Origin of the sequence: Conexibacter woesei Iso977N (assembly GCF_000424625.1) — a bacterium.
GTDB lineage: Bacteria > Actinomycetota > Thermoleophilia > Solirubrobacterales > Solirubrobacteraceae > Baekduia > Baekduia woesei_A.
In genome coordinates, this window is the sequence record NZ_AUKG01000001.1 from 1,142,366 (window position 1) to 1,162,160 (window position 19,795).

At 73.3% G+C, this 19,795-nt stretch carries 19 protein-coding genes and 1 riboswitch; of the genes, 7 read left to right on the forward strand and 12 right to left on the reverse strand.

The genetic code is table 11. The features are described from left to right. Window positions 1-19: 19 nt before the first annotated feature. Complete coding sequence (locus H030_RS0105545; protein ID WP_027005396.1) at window positions 20-1,384, reverse strand: family 1 glycosylhydrolase; 1,365 nt, start codon at window positions 1,382-1,384, stop codon at window positions 20-22. Between the two features lie 155 nt (window positions 1,385-1,539). After that, on the reverse strand, window positions 1,540-3,591 hold the full coding sequence (ftsH, locus tag H030_RS29550) for an ATP-dependent zinc metalloprotease FtsH (RefSeq protein WP_051221791.1): 2,052 nt from the start codon (window positions 3,589-3,591) through the stop codon (window positions 1,540-1,542). Between the two features lie 130 nt (window positions 3,592-3,721). Further along, window positions 3,722-3,890: riboswitch (cyclic di-AMP (ydaO/yuaA leader) on the forward strand. A 6-nt stretch (window positions 3,891-3,896) separates the two neighbouring features. Between ftsH and H030_RS36415 the strand changes: the two genes are divergently transcribed. Next, window positions 3,897-4,691, forward strand: coding sequence for a transglycosylase family protein (locus H030_RS36415; protein ID WP_051221793.1), 795 nt, complete (start codon window positions 3,897-3,899; stop codon window positions 4,689-4,691). Window positions 4,692-4,785: 94 nt separating this feature from the next. Next, window positions 4,786-5,016 (forward strand): hypothetical protein, encoded by a 231-nt coding sequence (locus H030_RS0105560; RefSeq protein ID WP_027005397.1) that lies wholly within the window; start codon window positions 4,786-4,788, stop codon window positions 5,014-5,016. Window positions 5,017-5,163: 147 nt separating this feature from the next. On the opposite strand, the gene H030_RS0105565 is transcribed toward H030_RS0105560, so the two are convergent. Next, complete coding sequence (locus H030_RS0105565) at window positions 5,164-6,297, reverse strand: SLC13 family permease (protein ID WP_155891851.1); 1,134 nt, start codon at window positions 6,295-6,297, stop codon at window positions 5,164-5,166. Window positions 6,298-6,338: 41 nt separating this feature from the next. Between H030_RS0105565 and H030_RS0105570 the strand changes: the two genes are divergently transcribed. Then, entirely contained in the window at window positions 6,339-6,914 is a 576-nt protein-coding gene (locus H030_RS0105570) for a PASTA domain-containing protein (protein WP_027005399.1), read from the forward strand. 11 nt (window positions 6,915-6,925) lie between these two features. Here the strand turns inward: H030_RS0105570 and H030_RS36420 are convergent, their stop codons facing one another. Both H030_RS36420 and H030_RS0105580 read right to left on the reverse strand, forming a co-directional pair. Then, window positions 6,926-8,428, reverse strand: a complete 1,503-nt coding sequence (locus H030_RS36420) for a serine/threonine-protein kinase (protein ID WP_051221795.1) — start codon at window positions 8,426-8,428, stop codon at window positions 6,926-6,928. Window positions 8,429-8,448: 20 nt separating this feature from the next. Next, on the reverse strand, window positions 8,449-9,402 hold the full coding sequence (locus H030_RS0105580; RefSeq protein WP_027005400.1) for a glycosyl hydrolase: 954 nt from the start codon (window positions 9,400-9,402) through the stop codon (window positions 8,449-8,451). A gap of 90 nt (window positions 9,403-9,492) precedes the next feature. Between H030_RS0105580 and trxA the strand changes: the two genes are divergently transcribed. Then, window positions 9,493-9,828: a thioredoxin gene (trxA, locus tag H030_RS0105585; RefSeq protein WP_027005401.1), complete on the forward strand. Its 336-nt coding sequence runs from the start codon at window positions 9,493-9,495 to the stop codon at window positions 9,826-9,828. On the opposite strand, the gene H030_RS29570 is transcribed toward trxA, so the two are convergent. Beyond that, a complete protein-coding gene (locus tag H030_RS29570; protein WP_051221797.1) occupies window positions 9,825-10,721 on the reverse strand; it encodes a LysR family transcriptional regulator in 897 nt (298 codons plus the stop codon). The two genes, trxA and H030_RS29570, sit on opposite strands and share 4 nt — an antisense overlap. A 63-nt stretch (window positions 10,722-10,784) precedes the next feature. Here H030_RS29570 and ppc point away from each other — a divergent pair, with 63 nt between their 5' ends. After that, window positions 10,785-13,394 carry a phosphoenolpyruvate carboxylase gene (gene ppc, locus H030_RS0105595; protein WP_027005402.1) on the forward strand — a complete coding sequence of 870 codons (2,610 nt, stop codon included), beginning with the start codon at window positions 10,785-10,787 and terminating at the stop codon, window positions 13,392-13,394. Between the two features lie 24 nt (window positions 13,395-13,418). On the opposite strand, the gene H030_RS0105600 is transcribed toward ppc, so the two are convergent. Together H030_RS0105600 and H030_RS0105605 are read right to left on the reverse strand one after the other, a co-directional pair. Beyond that, window positions 13,419-13,619: a DUF1059 domain-containing protein gene (locus H030_RS0105600; protein ID WP_027005403.1), complete on the reverse strand. Its 201-nt coding sequence runs from the start codon at window positions 13,617-13,619 to the stop codon at window positions 13,419-13,421. A 96-nt stretch (window positions 13,620-13,715) separates the two neighbouring features. Next, window positions 13,716-14,183, reverse strand: a complete 468-nt coding sequence (locus H030_RS0105605; RefSeq protein WP_027005404.1) for a hypothetical protein — start codon at window positions 14,181-14,183, stop codon at window positions 13,716-13,718. 133 nt (window positions 14,184-14,316) lie between these two features. On the opposite strand from H030_RS0105605, the gene H030_RS0105610 reads away from it, so the two are divergent. Next, a complete protein-coding gene (locus tag H030_RS0105610) occupies window positions 14,317-14,910 on the forward strand; it encodes an NUDIX domain-containing protein (protein ID WP_196809008.1) in 594 nt (197 codons plus the stop codon). Further along, window positions 14,880-15,662: a DeoR/GlpR family DNA-binding transcription regulator gene (locus H030_RS0105615; protein ID WP_081690533.1), complete on the forward strand. Its 783-nt coding sequence runs from the start codon at window positions 14,880-14,882 to the stop codon at window positions 15,660-15,662. Before H030_RS0105610 ends, H030_RS0105615 begins: the two co-directional genes overlap by 31 nt. Window positions 15,663-15,667: 5 nt before the next feature. Here the strand turns inward: H030_RS0105615 and H030_RS29575 are convergent, their stop codons facing one another. From H030_RS29575 to H030_RS0105640, 4 genes are all read right to left on the reverse strand, one after another. Beyond that, the gene (locus H030_RS29575; protein ID WP_155891852.1) at window positions 15,668-17,329 is read right to left on the reverse strand and encodes a DUF6909 family protein; all 1,662 of its coding nucleotides are present in this window, start codon (window positions 17,327-17,329) and stop codon (window positions 15,668-15,670) included. Between the two features lie 394 nt (window positions 17,330-17,723). Next, window positions 17,724-18,524, reverse strand: coding sequence for a formylglycine-generating enzyme family protein (locus H030_RS0105630; RefSeq protein ID WP_027005407.1), 801 nt, complete (start codon window positions 18,522-18,524; stop codon window positions 17,724-17,726). A gap of 168 nt (window positions 18,525-18,692) precedes the next feature. Continuing rightward, window positions 18,693-18,977 carry a DUF4031 domain-containing protein gene (locus tag H030_RS0105635; RefSeq protein ID WP_027005408.1) on the reverse strand — a complete coding sequence of 95 codons (285 nt, stop codon included), beginning with the start codon at window positions 18,975-18,977 and terminating at the stop codon, window positions 18,693-18,695. 156 nt (window positions 18,978-19,133) lie between these two features. After that, window positions 19,134-19,760, reverse strand: a complete 627-nt coding sequence (locus H030_RS0105640) for a hypothetical protein (RefSeq protein WP_155891853.1) — start codon at window positions 19,758-19,760, stop codon at window positions 19,134-19,136. Window positions 19,761-19,795: the final 35 nt, after the last annotated feature.

The following is a 19,795-nucleotide window of genomic DNA, read 5'->3' on the forward strand; positions in this document are numbered from 1 at the left end:
CACGTGTCCTGCGTTGCGGTTAGCCGTACACCCGTACTGGGGGTCCTACGTAGGTGCTCCCACCGGGCGCCGTCCAGCGAACCCGGAATGTCCGTCCGGAACGCCACGGGAGCGTTGCCGTCCAGACGCCGGCGGCGTCGATGGTGCGTGTGGCGATCGTGGACGAGTGGGCGCTGGACCTGGCCTTCACGAGAACTTCGACGTGCGTTGCGCCGCGCATGCTCGCCGGTCGCACGAGCCCCCACAAGTGCGTGGTGTTGCCAACGTGCCTAGCCGCGAGCGGGAGCCGGAACTCGGCGAGGCTCGCCTTGGCCTTCCCGGTCGCCGTCACGAGCCCCGACTGGAAGCCCGAGAGCGCCCGGTCGTCGACCAGCAGGTACTGCGCGGTGGCGGCGATCCGCGGGTCGGTGCGCAGGATGCGCTCGGAGATCGAGCGGTACTCGGCCTGCTGGGCCTGGGCGACGCCGAGGATCGTGTCGGGCGTCGACTGCACGCCGTACTCGGTGACCCACACCTTCGTGGAACGCCGACCGATCGCGTTCAGCGCGCGCTCCAGGCGGGACATGACGCCGATCGTCACGTTGTCCCTGTCCGGCGGGACGTAGAACGGGCCGCGGCGGTTGGCGTAGGGGTGGTGGGCCCAGCCGTCGACCCTCAGCTTCGCGCAGCCCCTGCAGAAGACGCCGCGCAGGAACTGCAGCGGCGGGACCGAGCGGCGCCGGTCGCCGCCGGGCGCGGTCTCGCCGCCCAACATGATGTCCTTGGCCTGGCCGGCGGCCTCGAGGCCGCGGACGCCCGCGAGGTGCAGCGCGCGGTAGAGCGCGGGGGAGGCGGGCTTGCCCCTCACGTACTGCGGCAGCAGGAAGCGCGGGTGGTTGGGCTCGTTCCACATGCCCCACGTGTCGACCTCGGCGCCGAAGCGCCGTCCCGCGGCGCGGGCGAAGTCGTAGAAGTCGGTCGCGGACGGGCGCGTGACCTGGTCGCGGTGGGCGGCCGTCGCCCACGTCGGGACCGGGGCGGAGAACGTGACGAGCACGCGCCACCCGCGCGCGTGCGCGGCGTCGATCAGGCGGCCGTAGCCGTTCCAGTCGTACTGGGACGGGTCGGTCGCGTCGAAGCCGGCCGGCTTGTTGATGGCCTTGGGTTGAGGCGCGACGTTGGCCCAGACGAGCGTGACGCGCAGCGCGTCGACGCCGAGCGCGTCGAGCTGCTGAAGCGTCGCGTCGCGAGTCGTGTCGTCGATCGCCGCGTGACCGGCGTCGAAGAACATCGGCGCACGCTCGTCGGCCCGCGCGCCCTCGGCGACGGACCCCGCGACGAGGGCGAGCAGGAGCAGGCAGGCAGCGACGAGCGCCGCCCGCAGGGGCAGGTTGAGTCCAGGCATAGGAGAGGTCGACCGCCGGGGCGACTTCATCGGGAGGACTGCATCGCGCCCCGGCGGCCGTCACCGATGAGAACGGCGCGGAGCGTCCGGAAGTTGCGCCGAACCGCGCGGCGCCCGCGCACCTCGCCCGCGCGGGCGAGGTGTAGGACTACTCGCTACGCGTCGTCGCGCGTGTCGTCGGCCGGCGCGGGTGCCGCGTCGAGCGCCGGCGATCCCGGCGTCGGCTCCTTGAGCATGCCGTGGGGCGGGCGGTCGCCGGGGGCGCTGCCGCGCTCGAAGCCGGCCGCCGTGTAGGCGTCGTCCTCGTCGAGCGTCTCGGTCTCCAGGAGCTTCTCGGCGAGCGAGTCCAGGCGCCAGCGGTTCTCGGTCAGCGACGTGATCGCGCGCTCGTAGCAGGACTCCACGATCTTGCGGACCTCGGCGTCGATCAGCTCGCGCGTCGCCTCGGAGTTGCCGTCGTTCTGGCCCGGGTACTGCTCCTCGTGCAGCACCGTGATGAGCCCGATCGCGTCCGACATGCCCCAGCGGCCGACCATCGACCGGGCGATCTGCGTGACCTGCTGGAGGTCGGACTCCGCGCCTGTGGTGATCGTCCCGTAGACGATCTGCTCGGCCGCGCGGCCGCCCAGCGCGCCGGTGATCCGGCCGAGCAGGTAGGCGGTGTCGTAGCCGTAGCGGTCGCTCTCGGGCGACTGGAAGGTCACGCCCAGCGCGCGCCCGCGCGGGACGATCGAGACCTTGCGGACAGGGTCGGCGCCCGGCTCCAGCATGCCGAGGATCGCGTGCCCGCCCTCGTGGTAGGCGGTCCGCTCGCGCTCCTCGCGCGACAGCGTGATCCGGCGCTCGGTGCCGAGGACGATCTTCTCGAACGCGTTGTAGAAGTCGGCCGACTGCACGGTCCTCGAGCCGCGCCTGGCGGCGCCCAGCGCGGCCTCGTTGACGAGGTTCTTGAGGTCGGCGCCGACCATGCCCGGCGTGGTCGCGGCGAGGCCCTTCAGATCGACGTCGTCGTCCAGCGGCACCGAGCGCGTGTGGACCTGGAGGATCTTCTCGCGCCCCTCGACGTCGGGCGGGTTGACCGTGACCCGGCGATCGAAGCGCCCGGGGCGCAGCAGGGCGGAGTCCAGGACGTCGGGGCGGTTGGTCGAGGCCAGGACGATGACGCCCTCCGAGCCGGTGAAGCCGTCCATCTCGGTGAGGATCTGGTTCAGCGTCTGCTCGCGCTCGTCGTGGCCGCCGAGCGACGCGCCGCCGCCGCGCTGGCGGCCGATCGCGTCGAGCTCGTCGATGAAGATGATCGAGGGCGCCGCGGCCTTGGCCTGCGTGAACAGGTCGCGGACGCGCGACGCGCCCACGCCGACGACCATCTCGATGAACTCGCTCGCGCTGATCGAGAAGAACGGGACGTCGGCCTCGCCCGCGACCGCGCGGGCCAGCAGCGTCTTGCCGGTGCCGGGCTGACCGCTGAGCAGCACGCCCTTCGGGATCATCGCGCCGAGCGACCGGTACTTGTCCGGGTGCTTGAGGAAGTCCACGACCTCCTCGAGCTCGTCCTCGGCCTCGTCGATGCCCGCGACGTCGGCGAACGTCGTCCGCGCGCCCCCTTCGGGCTCGTAGCGCTTGGCGCGCGACCTGCCCAGGCCGCCGAGCCCGCCGCCCGCGGCACCCGCCGCGCGCCTGGCGATAAAGAAGAACAGCGCGCCGAACAGCAGCGTCGGCCCGAAGAACAGCAGGATGTCGCCCCACACCGAGCGGCCGGTGTCCGGCGGCTTGGCGTTGATCGTCACGCCGTTGGACCGCAGCTTGGACAGCAGCGGGTCGTCGGCCGGGACGATCTCCGGCCGCAGCGTCTTGAACTTCGTCTCCGGCTTGTGGTCGGACTTCTCGGGGTCGACCTTGTTCTTGAACTCGCCCGAGATGTCGGCGCCCTTGGACGTGACGTCCTTGACGTTGTTCTTGTCGACCTCGTTGAGGAACTGCGAGTACGGCACCGAGATGCGGCTCGGGTCGGCCGGGATGAACGACGCGATGACCCAGTTGAGGATCAGCAGCGCGGCGATCACGTAGAGGAAGCGCTGCCACCCGCCGGGCGGGCGGCGGTTGGCGATCGGGCCGCCGGTCCTCTTCTGCTCGGGCGCGCCCTCGACCCGCCAGGGGGTCGGTTGGCGCTCATCACGGCGGCGGGGGGCTTCGGGCTCGGGCGGCATGCTCTTGGCCGGGCAGTGTACGAGCCCAGACGGCGCGCTTTGCCCTGCATGTCGCCGCGCCGATCACCTGAGTCGGGCCCGAACGATTATGGAGCCCTACATCCGGCGGTCGGATGTGCTTGTCTACCGGTCTGTACACCAGCCGAGTCGCGGTGGCGCCATGCCACTGCGAGCGGGGGACCCAAGGGTCCGGACGCGAGTCCGGGCCGGGGGCGAATCGGAGCCATCGCGGCTCCGTAGCGCAGCTCTTCACAGCGCGAGCCCGACAGCTAACCCCGTAGGCGCGGAAGAGCAAAGGAACCTTCGTGATCAACGACTTGGAACGCGCCTGCCAGGCGTCGCTGGAGCGCTCGCGCGAGCGCCGTGCGACCGTGGCGACGCGGTTGGCGGAACTGCGCCGCACGCGCAGGAGACGTGGGCGGCGTGGCGGCGTGTCCGTCGTCGCGCTGAGCGCGGCGCTCGCGCTCGGCGCCCCGCTGGCGCTGGCGCAGTCCAGCGCCCAGGCGCCCGCGCCGACGACGCTGAAGAGCGGGCAGACCGGCAGCGCCGTCAGCGCGCTGCAGGCGGCGCTCGGCGTCAGGCAGACCGGGACCTTCAACGCCGCCACCGCGCGCGCCGTGCGGTCCTTCCAGCGCAGGCACGGGCTGACGGTCGACGGGATCGTCGGGCCGCAGACCGCCGCGGCGCTGGGGCTGCCCTCGGGGATCGCGTCCTCGAGGGCGTCGACCGCCTCGACGGGTGACGCGTCGAGCGCGCTGGCGAAGATCGCCGCGTGCGAGTCCGGCGGCAACCCGGCGGCGATCAGCGCCGACGGCGTCTACCGCGGCAAGTACCAGTTCACGCGTTCGACGTGGGCGGAGATGGGCGGGTCGGGCGACCCGGCCGCCGCGCCCGAGAGCGAGCAGGACACGCGCGCCGCGCAGCTCTACGCGCAGCAGGGCACGGCCCCGTGGCCGGTCTGCGGCAAGGGCGTCGCGGCACCGTCGTCCTCGTCCTCGCCGAGCTCGTCGAACAGCACGCCGGCTCCGGCCGCGACCACCACGACGCCCGCGGCGGCCCCGGTCGATGCGGACACGTCGGGCGGCGCGTCCGCCGGCTAGGACCACCACACGGACACCCACGCGTGGCGCGCGGACGAGACGCGCGCCGCGCTGCGTGGCGGTGGCGTCGCGATCCTGCGACGCTTCCGCCACCGTGTCCGAGGCCGCCCAGCTCTTCCAGGTCGAGGTCGCCGATCGCTACACGCCCGGGCTGAGCGGGCGCAGCGACCGCGACTACGTGTCGCCGCCGCAGGCGCGCGACGCCGCGCTGAAGCTCGCGGCGTTCCTGCTCGACTCCCCGACCACCGCGCCGGACGGCGACGGCCCGTGGCAGCGCGCGCTGGCCGGCGGGCGCCGCACGGTCCGGCTGATCGTCACGGCGTGACTGACCCTCCGTCCGGGTGGGTAGGAGTCGCTCAAGCCCGGCGGCGATCTGTCGATCACCGGGTTGAGCGCATCACCTCCTCCTCGAATCGCTCGTGTTGTGACCTTCAGCCGGAGCTCCCTGTGCCAGCAGGGGGCTCTTGCTGTTTCAGGAGCGCCCGAGCAGCGCGATCGTCGCGAGGCCCGCGACCATCGCGATGACCGCCAGCGGCGCGCCGAGGACCGAGAACCGCCGCGCGCTGGGGTGCGCGCCGGACGCGCGGGCGGCCTTGAACCACAGGTAGCTCGACAGCGAGCCGGTGACCGCGAGGTTCGGCCCGAGGTTGAGGCCGAGCAGCAGCGCGCGCGGGTGCGGCGGCGCGCTGGCCGAGAGCAGGACGGCGGCCGGGAGGTTGTTGACGAGGACCGAGGAGACCGCGCCGATCGCGGTCGTCTCCCACGCGCTCGCCTCGGCGAGCAGGTCCGCGGGCCCGGACCAGGCGCGCGCCAGGAGCCCGAGCAGAACCGAGAGCGCGAACAGCGCGGCGAGCGCGTCCGGGCCGACGGCCTCGATCGCGGCCTTGGGCTGAACGCGCCGCGCGAGCGCCGCCGCGAGGCCGACCGCCAGGACCGGGATCCCCGGGTGCGGCAGCGCGAGCACGAGGACGGCGGCGATCGCGCAGGCGACGACGCCGAGCATGCGCGGGCGCTGCGCCACGGCGCGTGCGGGCTCCGCGACGGCCACGCCTCCGCCGTCCCGCGCGGCGCCGCGCGCCTGCACGAGCACCAGCCCCACCGCCGTGACCGCCGCCACGACGAGCGCCGCGGGCAGGACGCGCGCGACGAACGTCGCGCCGCTGACCGGCTCGCCGGACAACACCAACAGGTTGGTCAGGTTCGCGCCCGGCAGCAGCAGCGACGACGCGTTGGCCATCAGGACCGACCCGTACAGGAACGCCTCCTCGCCCGAGCCCGACCCGCGTGCGGCGCCGATCAGGATCGGCGTCAGGAACACCACCGCGGTGTCGAGGTTCAGGACCGCCGTCACCAGCGCGACCAGCGCGAGCGCGAGCAGCAGCAGCCGCCGCGGGTGCGTCGTCACGCCGAGCAGGCGTGCGGAGGCGTACTCGAAGACCCCGTCGCGATCGGCGACCAACCCCAACAACAACAACCCCGCGACGAGCAGGAACGGCCCGGACGCCTGATCCGCCGCATCGCGCGCACGGCCATCCGCGACGCAGGCAACGACCGCGCCGAGGACCACCACCGCGCCGACCGGGCGCACCCAGACCTTCATGTCCATCGCTGCCGCACTGTGCCCGACCACACCGACGTCCACGCGCCGTGTCGCATACTGAGGCGATCGTCCCGCGGATCCCCCTCATCGCCGGCGCGCTCGGCGCCGCCCTGCTCCTGGCCGGCTGCGGCGGCTCGTCGGCGCCCAGGACGGCCGGCTCCGTGCGCCTCTCGATCGCCGCGCCGCGCGACATGGCGAGCGTCCGCGACGGCTCGGTCGAGCTGAGCGGGACGGTGCATCCCGCGGGCGCGACCGTCACCGTCCGCGGCAGGCGCGCGTCGATCGCCGGCGGCGGCTCCTGGAGCGCCTCCGTGCCGCTGGAGCCCGGCGTCAACGTCGTCGACGTGCTCGCCTCGTCCGGTTCCTCCAAGCCCGCGCTGACCGCGCTGCGCGTCCGCCGGATCGTCGACATCGACGTCCCCGACGTGTCGGGCCTCGGCGCCGACGACGCCAAGCAGCAGATCGAAGATGCCCACCTCGTCGCCAAGACGCAGACCGACGACAGCGGCTTCTTCGACCAGATCCTCGGCGGCGACCCTCGGGTCTGCTCGACCGACCCGGAGCCCGGCACCTCCGTCGACCCGGGCTCCACGGTCACGATCCACCTGTCGCGCCGCTGCTAGGCGCGCTGCGCTCAGCTCGGCCGTGGCTCGGTGGCGATCAGCGAGATCCGCGGTGAGCCGTCGCGGCGGACCATGCCGAAGATGATCCTGCCGGTGATCGGTGGGGCGCCGGCGCGGGTCACGGTGTAGTTGCCCTGTGCGCGGCCGGCGCGGCCGCCGGTGACCGTGACGTCGGTCAACCTGTAGGACTCGATCTTGTCGGCCGCGAACTGGCGGTGGTACTCGGCGACGACGGAGACGCGGCCGCGCTGGATCTGCGGGTCGGTGCCGTAGCGGGCGACGTCGGGCGTCAGGACACGACGCAGCGCCGCGTCGTCCTCGTCCGTGTAGGCGTCGGCGAACCTCTGCGCGGTCGTCAGGACCTCGCCGGCGCTCAGGGGACCGGTCGGCGTGCCGCCGCTGCCGCTGGCCCACCTCGCCACCGCGATCGCCGGGATCGCCAGGACGAGCACGGTCGCGCCGAGCGCCAGCTTGCGGCCGCGCCCGCGCTGGACCTTGACGTCCTGCGGGCGGCCCGAAGGCGGCGCCTTCTCGCTGGCACGCACCCGGACCGGCTCAGCCACGCGCGTGCGCTCCGGCGGCGCCATCACGGCGGTCGCGCCGGCCAGCGGCGCGATCCGGGTCGGCTCGGCCTCCTCCGGCGTCGCGGCACCGGTCGCCACGCTCCCGCGCGCGGTCGACGCGCGCTCGCCCGCGGCCGCCGCCAAAGCTGCCCGTCCGAGGTCGCCCGCGCTCGGGTACCGATCCGCCGGCTCCTTGGCCAGCGCCCGCGCGATCACCGCGTCGAACGCGACCGGCACGCCCAGCGCCACGGCCGACGGCCGCGGCGGGCCCTCGTGCAGGTGCGCGGTGATCGTCGCCGGGACGGTCTCGCGCCGGAACGGCGGCGTCCCCGTCAGCGCGGTGTAGAGCACGCAGCCCAGCGCGTAGACGTCGGCGCGCGCGTCGGTCGGCTCCCCGCGCAGGTGCTCGGGCGCCATGAAGTCGACGGTGCCGATCCAGTTGCCCGAGTCCGTGATCCGCGTGTCGGACGCCTGCACGCGCGTGATCCCGAAGTCGCTGAGGTACGCGTGGGACCCGGCCAGCAGGACGTTGGCCGGCTTGACGTCGCGGTGCACGAGCCCCGCGGCGTGCGCCGCGTCCAGGGCTCCGGCGACCTGCGCCACGATCGACGCCGCCCGCGCCGGCTCCAGCGCGCCCTCGGAGCGCAGCAGGTGGTGCAGGTCCGTCCCCGGGACGTAGCGCATGACCAGGTAGAGGTGCCCGTCCTCCTCGCCCGCCGCGTAGACCGGCACCACGTTGGGGTGCTCGATCGACGCGGTCAGCCGCGCCTCGCGCTCGAAGCGCTCCCGCACATCCGGGTCCGACGCCTGCTCGGTGGCGATCAGCTTCAGCGCGACGGGACGCCCGAGCGACAGCTCCGTCGCCCGGTAGATGACGCCCATGCCGCCGCGCCCGAGGACGCCCTCGATGCGGCAGCCGGCGAACTCGCTGCCTGTCTCGAGGTCGGCCATGCACCCCTCATTGTGCCGCGTCAGCGTTCGTAGTTCGGAAGCTGGTTGCGCAGCGTCGTGTATCCGGCCCGCGTCTGGCCGTCCGGAGCGGTCAACCCGGCGTCGAAGCGCGCGTCGCAGCCGGCGCCGGTCCAGTTGTACACGTAGAGCCGCTGGACGCCCGCGCTGCGGTACCTCTTGGCGAGGGAGAACATGTTGTTGATCCGGTGCGCGGCGCGCGTCGTGTTGCACGGGAACGAGCTGCCGAACTTCACGATCCCGCCGGTCTCGGTGAACCAGAACCTGGTCTTCGAGTTGTAGTGGTGGGCTTCGTGGATGATGTTGTGGGTGAACGTCGTGCGCTGGCGGTTGACGTCGCCGTAGTTGTGGATGCCGACGAGCGTCACGCGCCTGCGGTAGGTCGAGCTCAAGTGCTGGAAGAACGTCTTCATGTACTGCTCGACGCCGGTCTGGTCCAGGACGTCGAGCGCGACGACGCCGCACGACGAGCACGGCTGCTTGACCATCCGGTACATCTCGCGGAAGTAGTCGGCGGCGCGCGTCGGCGAGCGGTAGGTCGGCTGCGACGCGTGGTTGGCCTCGTTCCAGACGCCGAACTCGGTGACCCCGAGGCTCCGGAACTGCCTCACCAGGCGGCCGACCTTCGACTTGTAGGCGTCGACCGACGGCAGCCTGGCCTTCTTGATGGTGTAGTTGTCGGTCGAGACGTGCAGCAGCACCGAGAAGCCGTTGGCGCGCGCCTTCTGGACCCAGAGCGTGGCCGCGGTCAGCTGCCCCGGGTTGTCCATGATGTTCCACGGGACGATGTAGCGCACGCGCTTGAACTTCGCGCGCTGGAACGCGGGCTGGTCGAACATCGTCAGCGATTGGTCGCCGATCCCGACGCGGATCGGGATCCGGCCGGCGGGCGCGGCGCTGGGGAGCGCGGCGAGCAGGGCGACGACGAGGACGGCGAGCGAGACGGCGCGGCGCATCCCCTCTTGATGCCCGTGTGCAGCGCCGCTACTCGCCCCGATCACGAATCGGCGTCGAAACGGCGGCGCCGCGCGCCGAGACTGAAGGACATGAGCAACAACCTGACCCAAGTCACCGACGCGACCTTCCAGGCCGAGGTCCTCGAGTCCGACAAGCCCGTCCTCGTCGACTTCTGGGCGGCGTGGTGCCCGCCGTGCCGCGCGATGCACCCGATCCTCGACGAGCTCTCCGGCGAGCGCGACGACATCAAGGTCGTCTCGGTCGACGTCGACGCCAACCAGGGCGTCGCGGCGCAGATGCAGATCCTCTCGATGCCGACGTTCCTGCTGATCGACAACGGCGCCGAGGCGCTGCGCCTGATCGGCTCGCGCCCGAAGCGCAAGCTCGTCGCCGAGCTGGACGAGGCGCTGACCGCGCGCGTCTAGCCCAGCGCTGCGCGCAGGTGCTCGGCCAGCAGCCGGGCGACGGGGCCGACGGCCCCGCCTGTGCGCGTCAGCAGCGTCAGCTCGTGGCGCGCGGCGGCCGCGGCCACGCGCGCCACGCCGACCTCCGGGCCGTCCACGACCGCCCACGACTCCGGGACCAGCGCGACGCCGAGCCCGGCGCCGACGAGCATCCGGACCGCGGCGGGCTCGCCGACCTCGAACAGCGGGACCGGCCCGAAGCCCTCCTCCGCGCACGCGCGCAGGACCGACCCACGCAGCGCGCTGCCCGGCTCGGCCAGGACGAACGGCCGGTCGCGCACGTCCCACAGCTTCAGCCCCGACGCCCCCGCCAGCGGGTCGTCGGGGCCGACGAGCAGGACCAGCGGCTCCGCGCGCAGCGCGGTCGCGGTCACCGTGTCCTCCGGGACCGTCACGCCCTCCGGCAGCGCCGCGATCGCCAGCTCGTAGTCGCCCGAGACGATCAAGTCCACCACCTCGGTCCCCGTGCACTGGCGCAGCGCGATCCGGACGCCGGGGTGCTCGCGCCCGAAGCGCGCCAGCTCGGCCGCGACGCGCAGCGCGTCGCCCGCGGTCGCCGCCGCCCGGACGCCGCCGCGCAGCGTCCCGGCGTGCTCGTCCATCGCGGCGCGCGCCTGCGCGACGTCGGCCAGGATCGCCTCGGCGCGCGCCAGGAGGTCCTCGCCCGCGGGCGTCACCTCGACCGGCGGCTGCGCGCCCGGGCGCCGGCGCAGCAGCTCCAGCCCCAGCTCGGCCTCCAGCCGCCGCACGGCCTGGGAGACCGCCGACTGCGTCACGTACAGCGACTCCGCGGCGCGGCGGAAGTGCCGGTGGCGCGCGACCGCGGCGAAGTACTCCAGCTGGCGGAGGTCCATTGCGGTGCATTCTGACGTCCGGACCCTTCGCGGCGCGGCGGCGGCGGGCTACCGTCGAGGGCCATGGACGCCACCGACGTCGAGCTCCTCGAAGGCCTCGTCCACGACGTGCTCTCCGAGCAGGAGGGTGCGGCCTTCGCCGACACCGTCTCCTGGCTGCACGCGACCGCCGCGCGCGTGCGCCAGGGCGACCACGCGTCGGCCGACGCGCTGCTGCAGCGACTCCATCAACTTGCCGAGGGCGACCTGGAGCCGATCATCCGCGCGTGCTCGCTGCAGCTCCAGCTCGCGAACATCGCCGAGGAGCGCGAGCGCCTGCGGCGCCGCCGCGCCTACGACGCGGAGGGGGAGACGCAGCGCGAGTCGCTGGCGGAGACCGCCTCGCTCCTCTCGCAACATGATGTCGTTGCCGCCGACGCGCTGCGCGCGCTGCACGTCGAGCTGGTCCTGACCGCGCACCCGACCGAGGCGGCGCGCCGCTCGGTCCTGGACCACGTGTGGGAGATCGACCTGCTCCTGGACCGCGTCGAGGACCCGCGCACCGGCCGCTCGCGCCGCGACGCGCTGCTGCGCGAGCTGCGCGAGGTGCTGACGATCTGGTGGCAGACCGACGAGGTCCGCCGTGCGCGGCCGCACGTCGAGGACGAGGTCCGGCGCACGTTGTACGTCTTCGAGAGCGTGCTCTACGACGCGGTCCCGCGGACGCTCGACGAGCTGGAGCGCGCGCTCGGCGTCTCCCTCGAGCGCGACGGCGGCGGCGAGCCGGTCCTGGAGTTCGCCTCCTGGCCGGGCGGCGACATGGACGGCCACCCGGAGGTCGGCGCCGACACGGTGACCGCGACGATCGAGCTGCACCGCCGCGCGGCGCTGCGGCTGCTGCGCGACCGGATCGGCGCGCTGGCCCGGCGCTTCAGCCACTCGGAACGACATGTACGCGTCTCTCCCGAGCTGGAGGAGTCGCTGCGGATGGACGCGCTGGACCTCCCGAGCGCGCGCGTCCTGCGGCGCCCGCACCATGCGTGGGAGCCGCTGCGGACCAAGTTGGGGTTCATGGAGCGCCGGATCATCAACATGCTCGACGGGCGCGGCGAGGCGGGCTACGACTCCCCGGCCGGGCTGCGCGCGGACCTGGAGCTGGTCGCGGGCTCGCTGGGCTCCGAGCACGTCGCGCACGGCGCGCTGCAGCGGCTGCTGCGTCAGGTCGACACCTTCGGCTTCCACCTCGCGGGGCTGGACCTGCGCCAGAACGCGAACGTCGTCGACGCCGCGGTGAGCGCGCTGCTGCCGGGCTTCGCGGCCGCCGGCGAGGAGGAGCGCCAGGCGCTGCTGGCCGACGCGATCGCGGTCGGGCGACCCGGGCTGGGGCGCCGCCCGGAGGGCACCGCGGGCGAGCTCGTCGCCGCGCTCGACGCGGCGGCGCTGGCGAGCGCGGCCTACGGGCCGGAGGTCGTGCGCTGCCTGATCGTGTCGATGACCGAGCAGCCGTCGCACGTCCTCGGCGCGCGCTGGCTGGCCCAGCGCGCGGGCGCCGCGCTGGACCTGCGCTTCGTCCCGCTGTTCGAGACGCTCGACGACCTCGAGCGCGCGCCGGAGACGATGGCCAAGTTGTACGCCTCGCCCGCCTATCGACAGCTGGTCCGGGACCAGGGCGACCGGCAGATCATCATGTTGGGGTACTCGGACTCCGGCAAGGACGGGTCGTTCATCGCGTCGCAGTGGGCACTGCGCGGCGCGCAGATCGAGCTGGCGCGCCAGGCGGCGGAGGAGGGCGTGGAGCTGGAGCTGTTCCATGGCCGCGGCGGGTCGACGTCGCGCGGCGGCGGACCGATGTACCGCGCGATCGTCGCGCAGCCGACTGGGTCGCTGCGCGGGCGGATCCGGATCACCGAGCAGGGCGAGACGATCAGTGCGCGCTACGGCCACCCGGAGCTGGCGGAGCGCTCGCTGGAGCAGACGCTGAGCGCGGTCCTGCTGGCGTCCAACGTGGCGCGGCCGGCGGCGAGCGAGGACTGGCGCGCCGACGTCGACCGCCTGGCGCGGCGCTCGCGCGAGGTCTACCGCGCGCTGGTCTACGAGGACCCGGACTTCGCGCGCTTCTTCTTCCAGATCACGCCGATCGATGCGCTCGCCGACCTCAACATCGGCTCGCGGCCGCCGGCGCGCGGCGGCGGGGACGGCACGATCGAGTCGCTGCGCGCGATCCCGTGGGTCTTCTCGTGGACGCAGAACCGGATCCTGCTGACGTCCTGGTACGGCGCGGGCACGGCGCTCGCCGAGGGCGACCTGGCGCGCTACCGCGCGATGAACGAGCGCTGGCCGTTCTTCGCGTCGCTGATCTCGACGCTGGAGATGGCGCTGTTCAAGACCGACCTGGGCGTCGCCGAGCGCTACCTGCGGCTGGTCGAGCCGGGGCTGCGCGAGAAGTTCTGGCCGCAGGTGGTCGCCGAGCACGACAAGGTCAAGGACGCGGTCCTGGCGATCACCGGCCGGGCGAAGCTGCTGGAGGGCACGCGGCTGCGCGAGCGCCTCGGCCACCGCGATCCGTGGGTCGACCCGCTGTCGCACCTGCAGATCGAGCTGCTGGAGCGCGTGCGCGCAGGCGCCGACGAGGACCGCCAGGCGCTGCTGGGCACCGTGACGGGGATCGCCTTCGGCCTGCGCAACACGGGCTGAGGGTCCTGCGGGCGGGCGCGGCCGTTACGCCAGTGCGGCGGGCACCTCCGTCCTCATCGCCTCGCGGATGCCGGCGCGCAGCTCGGCGTTGTCCTCGTGGCCGTGCTTGGTGACCGCGTGGGTCACGGCGGCCTCGAGCAGGTGCTCCTCGCTGCCGGACATCGCGAGGTCGCAGCCGGACTCGCTCGGGAAGTCCCGGCAATCGATGTACATGCGGCCCGTCATCGGGCCTCCTTCCGGTTGGGAAGGCGTCTCCCGCGTCTTCGTGACGACGCTACGCCCGCGCCGCGCGCGGGGCAAGGGCGCGCCTAGGCGCGCGGGCTACCAGCCGTGCTCGGCGTGGTGCTCGTCGTCGGCGGAGCCGTCGGCCCCGCCGTCGCCGAGGACGGCGTGCAGCGCGTCGGCGCGCAGCGAGGCCATCGGGTCGATCATCGCCGCGACGTACGGGTAGGCCTCGGCGTCCTCTTCGCGCATCCAGCCGCGGTCGTCGGCGGCGTGGACCCACTCGACGAGCGCGTCGTGCAGGGCGGTGAAGCGGGCGAGCGGCAGGACGAGCGTCGCATTCGCGCCGTGGTCGGCGAGCGTGTACAGCTCGTCGGAGATCGACGTCAGCTCGCGCAGGGCGAGGACGTCGTCGGTGCTCAGCTCCAGGTGCCGATGGCGTTCCAGCCGGATCGACTCGGCCGCCCTCGCCGCCGCCTTCAGCTGCTCGGCGGACAGGTCGAACGACACGTTGCAGACGGGGGTCCCGTCTGCGGCGTGGAGCGTACGGAGCTCGGCGTTGACCATGACGTTGAAGACGCTAGCGGGTTGGAAGGACGACCGTGTGTCGTTTCCCGTTGTGCCCCGGTTATCGGCCATTGACGCGTGGCCCATGAGCCAACCGGGCGCGCCCGCGGTTCGTGCAGTAACGTGCATGAACATGCAAGAAAGCGCAAATCCGCGCGTCCGGCCCGTGGCGGTCGAGGTGCTCGCCGACGACTGGTTCGTCCTGCGCAAGGCGACGTTCGACTGGCGCGGGCGCGACGGGCGCTGGTCGCGGATCAGCCGTGAGGCCTACGACCGCGGCAACGGCGCGGTGATCCTGCTCGGCGACCGCGCGGCGGGGACCGTCCTGCTGACGCGGCAATTCCGCTGGCCGGCGTATGCGAACGGCCATCCCGACGGGATGCTGATCGAGGCGCCCGCGGGGCTGCTCGACGGCGACGCGCCGGCGGACGCGATCCGGCGCGAGGTCGCCGAGGAGACCGGTGTGGAGATCGGCGCGGTCGTCCCGCTGTTCGAGGTGTACATGTCGCCCGGGTCGGTGACCGAGCGCCTGCACTTCTTCGCCGCGCCGTACGACAGCGCGCGCGGTGTGCCCGCGGCGGCGGGGGTCGCCGGCGAGGGCGAGGACATCGAGGTGCTGGAGCTGGCGCTGGATGACGCGCTGGCGATGGTCGCGCGGGGCGCGATCGCCGACGCCAAGACCATCATGTTGCTGCAGTGGGCCGAGCGGCACGGGCTGCCGTGCTGAAGGGCGAGCGCCAGCAGGCGATCCTCGCGACGCTCGGCGCGTCCGGACGGGTCGTGGCGACCGAGCTGCAGCAGGAGCTGGGGGTCAGCGCGTACACGATCCGGCGGGACCTCGACGAGCTGGCGGAGTCGGGCGCGCTGCAGCGCGTGCACGGCGGCGCGCTGGCGGTCGCGCGGTCCGGCGTGGCGACGACGTTCGCGGGGCGGGGGCGGCAGTCGGTCGCGGGCAAGCGCGCGGTGGGGCGGGCCGCGGCGGCGCTGCTGACCCCGGGCGCGGTGACGATCCTGGACGGCGGCTCGACCGCGGTGGCGGTCGCCGAGGCGATCGCGCCGGGATACACCGGGACGATCGTCACGCACTCGGTCCCGGCGGCGGCGGTGCTCGCCGTTCATGAAGGGGTCGAGGTCGTCCTCGTCGGCGGGACGCTGGAGCGGCGCGCGATGGTCGCCGTCGGCGCGGACTGCATCAACACCTACAGGTCGATCCGGGCCGACATGGTGTTCTTGGGCGTCTGGGCGCTGCACGCCGAGCACGGGCTGAGCGAGGGCTACCGCGAGGAGGCCGAGGTCCGGCGCGTCCTGCTGGGCTGCGGCGACCGCGTCGTCGGGCTGACGACGGCCGACAAGCTTGGGACGGTCGCGCCGTTCGGCTTCGGGCCGGCCGACGCGCTGACGCACCTCGTCACCGAGCGGAGCGTGGGCGACGAGGTGCTCGACCCCCTGCGCGCGCTGGGCGTGCAGGTCGTGCGCTAGCCGTCCTACTGCTTCAGCGCACCCTCGAGTTCGAAGATGCGTCTGAGGATCGCGATCGACGTCGCGTAGGTGGAGTCCATGCCGTAGTAGGACATGCCGCGGGCGCCGAGCGTGCGGGCCTGCGTGAAGGGCGTGTCCGAGGCGTAGTGGACGATCCCGAAGTCGATCGGGAGCTTGGCGAAGTTGACCTGCGCGTCGTGCGGGTAGCGGTCCGGCTCGGCCATCTCGTAGACGGCGTCGCAGTAGGGGCCGGCCTCCATCTCGACCACGGTGTAGGCCTCGCGGTAGTAGCGGTCGAGGTAGCTGCGGTTCTGGAGGAACGTGGAGCGGACCGTGACCGCGCGCTGGTTGTCGAGGCCGGAGCCGAAGCGCAGGTACGGCGCGATGTCGTCGAAGTCGAAGGCGTTGTCGAGCCAGTAGGTCGTGCCCGAGTGCTCGTCGAAGATCGTGTTGGAGATCATCACGTCGCCGACGTCGGCGTTGAGCGTGGCGGCCTTGCCGAGGACGTAGACGCCACGGAGCGTGTCGCGGTCCGCGGAGATCTCGGCGAGGATGTTGTAGGCCGCGAGGCCGAGCGGGTAGTCGATGTTGATGATGACGGCGCCGGAGTTGTTGATGGCCTCGGCGTCGAGGTCGCCGAGGCGGTCGTCCAGCGCGGTCACGTCGAGCTTGGCGAGCGGCATGACCTGGGCGGCGACGCGCAGGCCGGAGGTCGCGTTGAGGTGCAGGATGCCGCGGGCCTCCTCGGCGTAGCGGCGTTGTTGCTTGCCACGCTCGGCCTGGGCCTGCTCGCGGGCGAGGAAGTACAGGAAGTTGTTCCAGGAGCCGGGCGTGCGCTCCTCGCGGAAGCGCAGGAGCTCCTCCCTGAGGTCGTGCGGGCCGGCGCGCTCGACCCACTCGACGAGCTGGGACTCGCGGGCGCGGGCGTCGCCGGAGAGGAGGTTGACCAGGGAGTGGGTGTTGGAGCTGACGAAGTAGATCGGCGCCTCGCGGCCGATGCCGGCCTGCTCGAGGGCATGGCGGACGGGGGTCCACCAGCGGCGGGTCAGGCGGGCGTAGCTGGTCTGCGAGCCGCCGAGCATCCGGACGCGGAGGGACAGGTTGGTCGCGGCGACCTCGCCGAGACGGCGCGCGAACGCGGTGCCCCACGCCTCCTGGAGGCGCTCCCAGTCCTCGGTCGAGCCGCCGAGGACGCGTGAGCACTCCGCCGCGCCCGGGAGCCCCTGCGGCTTCGGCCACCCGATCGCGTTGAGCTTGCGCCGCAGCTTGTTCCACTCGATCTGGTAGGCGACCAGCGTCGGGATCAGGTCGTCGACGTCGGAGGTCGAGGACAGCAGCACGCCCCACGTGCCGTCCGGTCCTTCGTGCCACTGCCGCCGCCGCGCGGGCCCCTCCTGGGTCGGCCAGTCGTTGAGGTCCAGGCCGACGCTGGCGAACTGCTCGGCCTCCTGCCCCATGACGACGAGGCGCCCCTGGTAGATCGTCGCCGGGAGCCGCTGGGTCGCGTAGAGGAAGGCGCCCAGATCCAGGTCCTCAGCGCCCGCCAACGGATGCAACGACGACTCGATCGCCACATGCGACGACTCGAGGATCCGCAACTTCGTCTCACCCCGCGACCGCAGAAGGGTGGAGTACGTCCGCTGATACAGCTCAACATCCGAGGGCATTGGCGTGCGGGTATACCAGGCCGACCACCCATCCAGGCGAACAACCGTCTCACCGCCACCGCGCACCCTCGCCCCGGCGCCGCGACCCTCCCGACCGCGCCATCACTTCGCACCGCTTCCGGTGTCGTGGTCGAAGGCGCTTCGCTTGATCGCCGCCACTCCCGGCCCCGCGCGGCGGTCGCGGTCTTCGACGTCACCCGTCCGGCATCACTCCACGCGCACCCTCGCCCCGGCGCCGCGACCCTCCTGACCGCGCCATCACTTCGCACCGCTTCCGGTGTCGTGGTCGAAGGCGCTTCGCTTGATCGCCACCGCTCCCGGCGGCGCGCGGCGGTCGCGGTCGTCGCCGCGGACCGACCCCTTCAACAACGCCGCTCGCCCCGCCGCGCCCCGTCTACGCGTCCGTCGCCACGCGGAAGCCGAGGTGGCCCGAGGAGGCGTCCGGGGTGTTCGCGGTGCGGGCGGCGACGCGGTAGCGGTCGCAGTAGGAGGCGTGGCAGAGGTGGGAGCCGCCGCGCATGGGGACGAGGCCGTCGAGGCCGCCGGGGGAGAAGGCGCCGGACGTCCACTCCCAGACGTTGCCGGCCATGTTGTACAACCCGAACCCGTTGGGGGCGTAGGTGTCGACGGGGCAGGTCCCGGTCCAGCCGTCGTCGCCGGTGTTGTTGGTGGGGAACGTGCCCTGCCAGATGTTGGCGCGGTGCTCGCCGCCGGGCGTGAGGTCGTCGCCCCAGGCGTAGCGGGCGTGCTCCAGGCCGCCGCGGGCGGCGCGCTCCCATTCGGCCTCGCTCGGGAGCCGGACGCCCGCCCACGCGCAGTACGCCTGCGCGTCGAGGCGCGAGACGTGCACGACGGGGTGGTCCGCACGGGTCGCGACATCCGACTGCGGCCCCTCCGGATGCGCCCAGTCGGCGCCGTGGACCTGGCGCCACCACGGCGCGGCCGCGACGCCGCGCGTCGGCGGGAAGTCGTCCGGCAGGAAGCCGCCGAAGACGAACGACCAGCCCTCGGTCTCGGCCGTCGTCCGGTAGTTGGTGTCCTTGACGAACGCGGCGAACCGCTCGTTGCTCACCGCATGCGCATCGATCATGTAGGCCTCGGTCGCGACCTTCCGCACCGGACCCTCCCGATCGCCCGGGATCGCGGTCGCGTCCTCGTTGCCCATCAGGAACGTGCCCTCGGGGATCAACACCATCGTGTCGGGCAACCCCGCGCCGCGCCGCGTCGCCGGCACGACCGCCGCCGCAACCGCTCCCCGCCCCCGGGGCCCGCAGCACCCACCGCCGTGCCGGCCATGCTCGCTCACGCCGCGATGCTAGGTGCGGGCTCCCGGCGGCACACCACCCTCGGCGGGTGATCCGCCTCAGCGCGCGATGCGCGCCGGGCGCAGCGCGCGCCGCCGGATGACGCCCTCGCGCGCCGTCTCCGGGATCGCACCCGCGAGGATCGCCGCATCACGGCCGACGCGGTTCAAGTCGTAGTGGTCGCGATCCGGCCGGCCGGGCCGCGTCTGGAACCACTCCCTCCGCAACCCAAGCGCCTCCGCGAACGCATGCAGCTCCTCGGCGCTGTCCGCCTGCAGATGCCCGCCACCGGTCCACCGGCCCCAGTCGGCGTGCACGAACGCGTCGTCGACGTAGACGGCCATCTAGCGGGCGGGCTCCTGCATCCCCTTGTTGTAGCGCGCAGTTACGCGTCGTCGCCGGCCCGCCTCGGCGCCGGGCACGCCGGCGGCAGCGCGCCGAGCCGCGCGCGCTCGAGGTCTGGCTCGTCCGCGCGATCGGCCCCTGCCTATGACCGGTCGCTACCGGCGCACCCCGCAGCCGAGGGTGCGGAGCTTGACGTAGTGCGGCGAGCGCAGCGTGACGGTGCGGACGATCCGCGGGTGACCCGCGATCTCCACCGTCAGCCGCACCTTCGACCCGGGCCTGGCGTGCGCGAGCGCGGGGTCCGGGACGTCGTTGCCGACCGCGGACACGTAGCAGTGCCGCGACCGTATCCCGAACGGCGAGGGCGCGTCGTCGGAGCCCGACCGGCCGACGAGGAAGTTCGCCCGGACGCCCTGGCGGCCGACGGGCAGCGCGCGGTTCATCCGCACGCGGACCTGGAAGTACGGATCGCCGCTGTCGCCGGTGCTCTGTACGAGGACCACCGGCGCGCCGACCAGCCGGAAGCCGGCCGCCGTCGAGGGCCGGCGCGGGGATGGGCGCACCGGTCCGGCAGCCAGCCGGTAGTCGCCCGCCGTCGCGGAGCGTGTTGGTCCGGCGGCCAGCCGCGTCGAGGCGCGTGCCGGCGCGTTCCCGGGGCTGGCGACCAGTCGAGCGCTGGCTGTTGTTGAGGCGCGCGCGGCGGATGGGTCCGCCGGACCAGCGATCGAGCTCCATGCTGGGCCGGCGACGATCACGACGGCGGCTGCGGTGAGGCGGTGCATCTCGCTGTAACGCGACCGGGCGAACAAGGACACGT

Coding starts and splice junctions, on each gene's coding strand:
- H030_RS0105545 (WP_027005396.1), bottom strand. CDS start 1,384: ATGCCTGGACTCAACCTGCCCCTGCGGGCGGCGCTCGTCGCTGCCTGC.
- ftsH (WP_051221791.1), bottom strand. CDS start 3,591: ATGCCGCCCGAGCCCGAAGCCCCCCGCCGCCGTGATGAGCGCCAACCG.
- H030_RS0105565 (WP_155891851.1), bottom strand. CDS start 6,297: ATGGACATGAAGGTCTGGGTGCGCCCGGTCGGCGCGGTGGTGGTCCTC.
- H030_RS36420 (WP_051221795.1), bottom strand. CDS start 8,428: ATGGCCGACCTCGAGACAGGCAGCGAGTTCGCCGGCTGCCGCATCGAG.
- H030_RS0105580 (WP_027005400.1), bottom strand. CDS start 9,402: ATGCGCCGCGCCGTCTCGCTCGCCGTCCTCGTCGTCGCCCTGCTCGCC.
- trxA (WP_027005401.1), top strand. CDS start 9,493: ATGAGCAACAACCTGACCCAAGTCACCGACGCGACCTTCCAGGCCGAG.
- H030_RS29570 (WP_051221797.1), bottom strand. CDS start 10,721: ATGGACCTCCGCCAGCTGGAGTACTTCGCCGCGGTCGCGCGCCACCGG.
- ppc (WP_027005402.1), top strand. CDS start 10,785: ATGGACGCCACCGACGTCGAGCTCCTCGAAGGCCTCGTCCACGACGTG.
- H030_RS0105600 (WP_027005403.1), bottom strand. CDS start 13,619: ATGACGGGCCGCATGTACATCGATTGCCGGGACTTCCCGAGCGAGTCC.
- H030_RS0105605 (WP_027005404.1), bottom strand. CDS start 14,183: ATGGTCAACGCCGAGCTCCGTACGCTCCACGCCGCAGACGGGACCCCC.
- H030_RS0105610 (WP_196809008.1), top strand. CDS start 14,317: ATGCAAGAAAGCGCAAATCCGCGCGTCCGGCCCGTGGCGGTCGAGGTG.
- H030_RS29575 (WP_155891852.1), bottom strand. CDS start 17,329: ATGCCCTCGGATGTTGAGCTGTATCAGCGGACGTACTCCACCCTTCTG.
- H030_RS0105630 (WP_027005407.1), bottom strand. CDS start 18,524: ATGGTGTTGATCCCCGAGGGCACGTTCCTGATGGGCAACGAGGACGCG.
- H030_RS0105635 (WP_027005408.1), bottom strand. CDS start 18,977: ATGGCCGTCTACGTCGACGACGCGTTCGTGCACGCCGACTGGGGCCGG.
- H030_RS0105640 (WP_155891853.1), bottom strand. CDS start 19,760: ATGCACCGCCTCACCGCAGCCGCCGTCGTGATCGTCGCCGGCCCAGCA.